Source organism: Mesorhizobium sp. M1423, assembly GCF_040317575.1.
In the GTDB taxonomy this organism is placed as follows: Bacteria; Pseudomonadota; Alphaproteobacteria; order Rhizobiales; family Rhizobiaceae; genus Mesorhizobium.
On sequence record NZ_JAMYKU010000070.1, the window covers coordinates 1 to 3,921 of the forward strand.

A 3,921-nucleotide genomic window follows, 5' to 3' on the forward strand; every position below is an offset into this window, starting at 1 on the left:
GAGGAGGTCGCGTCGACCTTAATCAAGACGCTTCGGTGCGAGTGGATCCACGGCTTCATCGCCGACTTCTTCAACACTATCGGTCAAAAGCGGCCATCGCGGAAAAACAAGCACCGACCGCCCACCACCGTTTCGCGCTTCTCCTGCCGGTAGGAATTGATGCCGGGCACCAGGTCGACTGAGATCGACGCTTGGGTCTGACATCGACCGAAGAACAACAAAGCGTCGCGCTAATTTCACGAGGCATGTCGCAAAAGGCTGGCGCCATCCGTCCTCTGACAGAAGGGAAAGCGGCATGCGAAAACTTATCGTCACCGGATTCATCAGCGTCGATGGCATCGCCGAGGTCGAGAAGCTGCCGAGCGTGACTTGAACGATGAGATGCAAAAGTTCAAGGAGGACGAGCTTGCCGACAGCGGCGCCATGCTTTTGGGGCGCACGACCTATCAGATTTTTGCCGGCTCGTGGCCCAAGGAGACCGGAGACTTCGCCGACCGGTCCAACGCGCTGCCGAAATATGTCGCCTCGACGAGCTCGACGCCGCGCCTCCCGCCATTGATGCGATCGAGTTGGCGGCACCAGGCGGAAGGCGGAAGGTTCTGATCCGCCCTTTCTTGCCGGTGCGGTAGGAAGACTTCTTGATTCAGCCACAAGCCCAAATTGCTGGATTTGGCGGCCCAGGAAGTATAGGCTTGGTTTTTGGTTCAGCGATGGAACAGAGACTAGCCGCAATTCTGGCGGCCGATATGGCGGGCTACAGTCGGCTAATGGAGGCCGATGAATCCGGCACGCTCGCACGCCTTCGGACCCATCGCATAGAACTGGTCGATCCCGCGATCGCGAAGAACAAGGGCCGGATCATCAAGACCACCGGAGACGGCATGCTCGTTGAGTTCCAGAGCGTGACTGATGCCGTGAAATGCGCCGTGGAAATTCAACAGCGCATGAAACGGCGCAATTCGGATGTGCCGCAAGAACGGCGTATGGAATTCAGGATCGGCATAAATCTCGGCGACATCATTTTCGACGATGAGGACATTTTCGGCGACGGCGTCAATATTGCCTCGCGCATCGAGCAACTCGCCGACGTCGGCGGTATCTGCGTGACCGCAGCGGTGGCGACCCAAATTGCCGACCGTCTCGAAATTGCCATGGAGGACCTGGGTGAGAAGACGTTAAAGAACATCAGCCGCCCGGTTCGCCTCTATCGCATCGGGTTTGATAGTTCTGTCCTGCCGGAAGTCGAGGCAAAGCGATCCATCTCGAAACCTTCGATAGTGGTGCTGCCATTCACCAACATGAGCGGCGACCCCGAGCAGGAATTTTTCGCGGACGGACTGACCGAGGACATCATCACCGAACTGTCCCGCCACCATGAGTTGTTCGTCATCTCGCGCAATTCCGCCTTCGTCTACAAGAACCGCGCCGTGAATGTGCGCGAGGTGGCCGAGAAACTCGACGTCCAATACCTGGTGGAGGGAAGCGTCCGCAAGATCGGCGACAGGGTGCGCGTGACGGTTCAGCTCATCGACACGGCGAATGACGCTCATATCTGGGCAGACAAATATGACCGGAAGCTGGACGACATATTCGCGATTCAGGATGAGGTGACCGCGGCGATCGCAGCCACGCTGCCCGGTCGTGTCGAGGCGGCTCAGCGGGACCAGCTCGCGCGGGCGAAACCTGCAAACATGGCCGCGTATGAATGTGTGCTTGCTGCCAAGGTGCTGCATCACCGAAGCACGATTGCGGATAATGAACGCGCGCAAACCTTGATAGAAAGGGCCGTCACGCTCGACCCCGATTATGCCCATGCCCATGCCTGGCGGGCCTGCATTCTTGGCCAGGCCTGGGTCCATAACTGGTGCGAAGACAGGGATGCCATCTGGAACAACATCATGGCAGCGCTGGACAGGGCGCTGGCGCTGGACAACAACGATGCCGATGTCCACCGCATCCTGGCCGCAGTGAACGTGAACAACAATGAGCTGACCACAGCGCGCTACCATCAAGAGCGGGCGCTGGCCCTCAATCCCAATTACGACCTCGTGGTGGTGCAGCAAGGCGAGTTATTGACCTGGCTGGGGAGGCCGGAAGAGGGAATTGAATGGATCCGCAAGGCCATGCAGCTGAACCCGCACCACCCGGAGAGGTTCTGGAGCCATCTGGGAAAGGCGCATTTCGCCGCGCGCCAGTATGGCGAGGCGATCGAAGCTTTCATGCATCTGTCAACCATGGACTCGGTTCAGCACGCTTTCGCCGCTGCCTGCTACGGCTGGCTCGGCGACGAAATCGCGGCCGCGGCGCATCTAGGCAAGATCAGAACGCTCGATCCCCAATTCGACCTCGATTCATTCATCGCCACCCTGCACTATGCCCAGGAGTCTGATGTGCAGCACGTCCGCGAAGGACTGCTAAAAGCCGGTATTGCCAACCTGTAGGCAGCCGGTAACTACGAACCAGATTCAATAGGGGACAGGCAAAAAGGACCGGCCCCCACCCGACGCGGACCTTGTGGCATGACCGAACGACCGGCGGCTTAGGGAGCAGAGGCGGCCATCGCTCTTTGGAAGCGAACCGGGGAAAGCCCTCCCCCTGAAAAAGCGGCGCGCTAGTTGATGGCGCATGTCGCATAAGGCCCGCGCCATCCGTCCCCCCGGCAGAAAGGAACCCCGCCATGAGAAAACTCATCGTCACCGAATTCATCAGCGTCGATGGCATTGCCGAGGTCGAAAAGCTACCGAGCGTGGCCTGGAACGATGAGATGCAAAAGTTCAAGGACGACGAGCTTGCCGATAGCGGCGCCATGCTTTTGGGGCGCACGACCTATGAGATCTTTGCCGGCTCGTGGCCCAAGGAGACCGGAGATTTCGCCGACCGGTTCAATGCGCTGCCGAAATATGTCGCGTCGACCAGTTTGACGGCGCTGGACTGGCAGCCGGCCGAGCTGCTGACTGGCGCGTTGCCGGACGCGGTCAGAGGGCTGAAGCAAGGCAGCGGCGGCAACATCTATGTGCATGGCAGCCTCAGCGTCGCGCAGGAACTGCTGCGCCACGGCCTTGTCGACCGCATCCGGCTGCTCAGCTACCCCGGCGCTGTCGGCCAGGGCAAGCTGCTGTTCCCGCCCGGCGCGCAATTGCCGCTCGAGCTGGTGTTTGCCAGGCAATTCAGCAACGGCGTGGTGGCGCTGGAGTATGCGGCGGGGAAGGCGTGATGAGCCAATCTCCCCCCTCGTGGGGGAGATGCCCGGCAGGGCAGAGGGGGGCGCGAAAGAACGCCGGCCTTCGTTTCAACGTGTGATGAGCTGGAACTTGCGCGGGTACGCTAATGCCATCGACTGATAGGTCGGCGGGACAGCGCCCCCCTCTGGCCTGCCGGCCATCTCCCCCACTTGGGGGGAGATCGCGGCTTCCGCCTTGGCGCTCATCCTGCAACGCTGGTGATTGGCGAAAGCGCCGATGACAGCCAATCTCCCCCCTTGAGGGGGAGACGCCCGGCAGGGCAGAGGGGGGCGCGAAAGAACGCCGGCCTTCGTTTCAACGTGTGATGAGCTGGAACTTGCGCGGGTAAGCTAATGCCGTCGACTGATAGGTCGGCGGGACAGCGCCCCCCTCTGGCCTGCCGGCCATCTCCCCCACTTGGGGGGAGATGGCGGCTTCCGCCTTGGCGCTCATCCTGCAACGCTGGTGATTGGCGAAAGCGCCGATGACAGCCAATCTCCCCCCTCGTGGGGGAGATGCCCGGCAGGGCAGAGGGGGGCGCGAAAGAACGCCGGCCTTCGTTTCAACTGTAGCAATCGCATAGGGGCATGTGCCCCCTCACCGGTATTCCCATACTAATTGCTAAGGGAAATTGGGGTCATTCCGACCTCTCCCCGAGGGGAGAGGAGGTCGCCGGCGTTGACGCCAGCCTCTTCTCCCC

At 60.8% G+C, this 3,921-nt stretch carries 3 protein-coding genes; all 3 read left to right on the top strand.

Annotation, left to right across the window (positions count from 1 at the left end):
• Positions 1–381: 381 nt before the first annotated feature.
• The 3 genes from NKG95_RS34045 to NKG95_RS34055 all read left to right on the top strand — a co-directional run bounded on the left by NKG95_RS34045 (position 382) and on the right by NKG95_RS34055 (position 3,214).
• Positions 382–603, top strand: a complete 222-nt coding sequence (locus NKG95_RS34045; RefSeq protein ID WP_353043855.1) for a dihydrofolate reductase family protein — start codon at positions 382–384, stop codon at positions 601–603.
• A gap of 107 nt (positions 604–710) precedes the next feature.
• Entirely contained in the window at positions 711–2,441 is a 1,731-nt protein-coding gene (locus NKG95_RS34050) for an adenylate/guanylate cyclase domain-containing protein (protein ID WP_353043857.1), read from the top strand.
• A gap of 236 nt (positions 2,442–2,677) precedes the next feature.
• Positions 2,678–3,214, top strand: coding sequence for a dihydrofolate reductase family protein (locus NKG95_RS34055; protein WP_353043856.1), 537 nt, complete (start codon positions 2,678–2,680; stop codon positions 3,212–3,214).
• Positions 3,215–3,921: the final 707 nt, after the last annotated feature.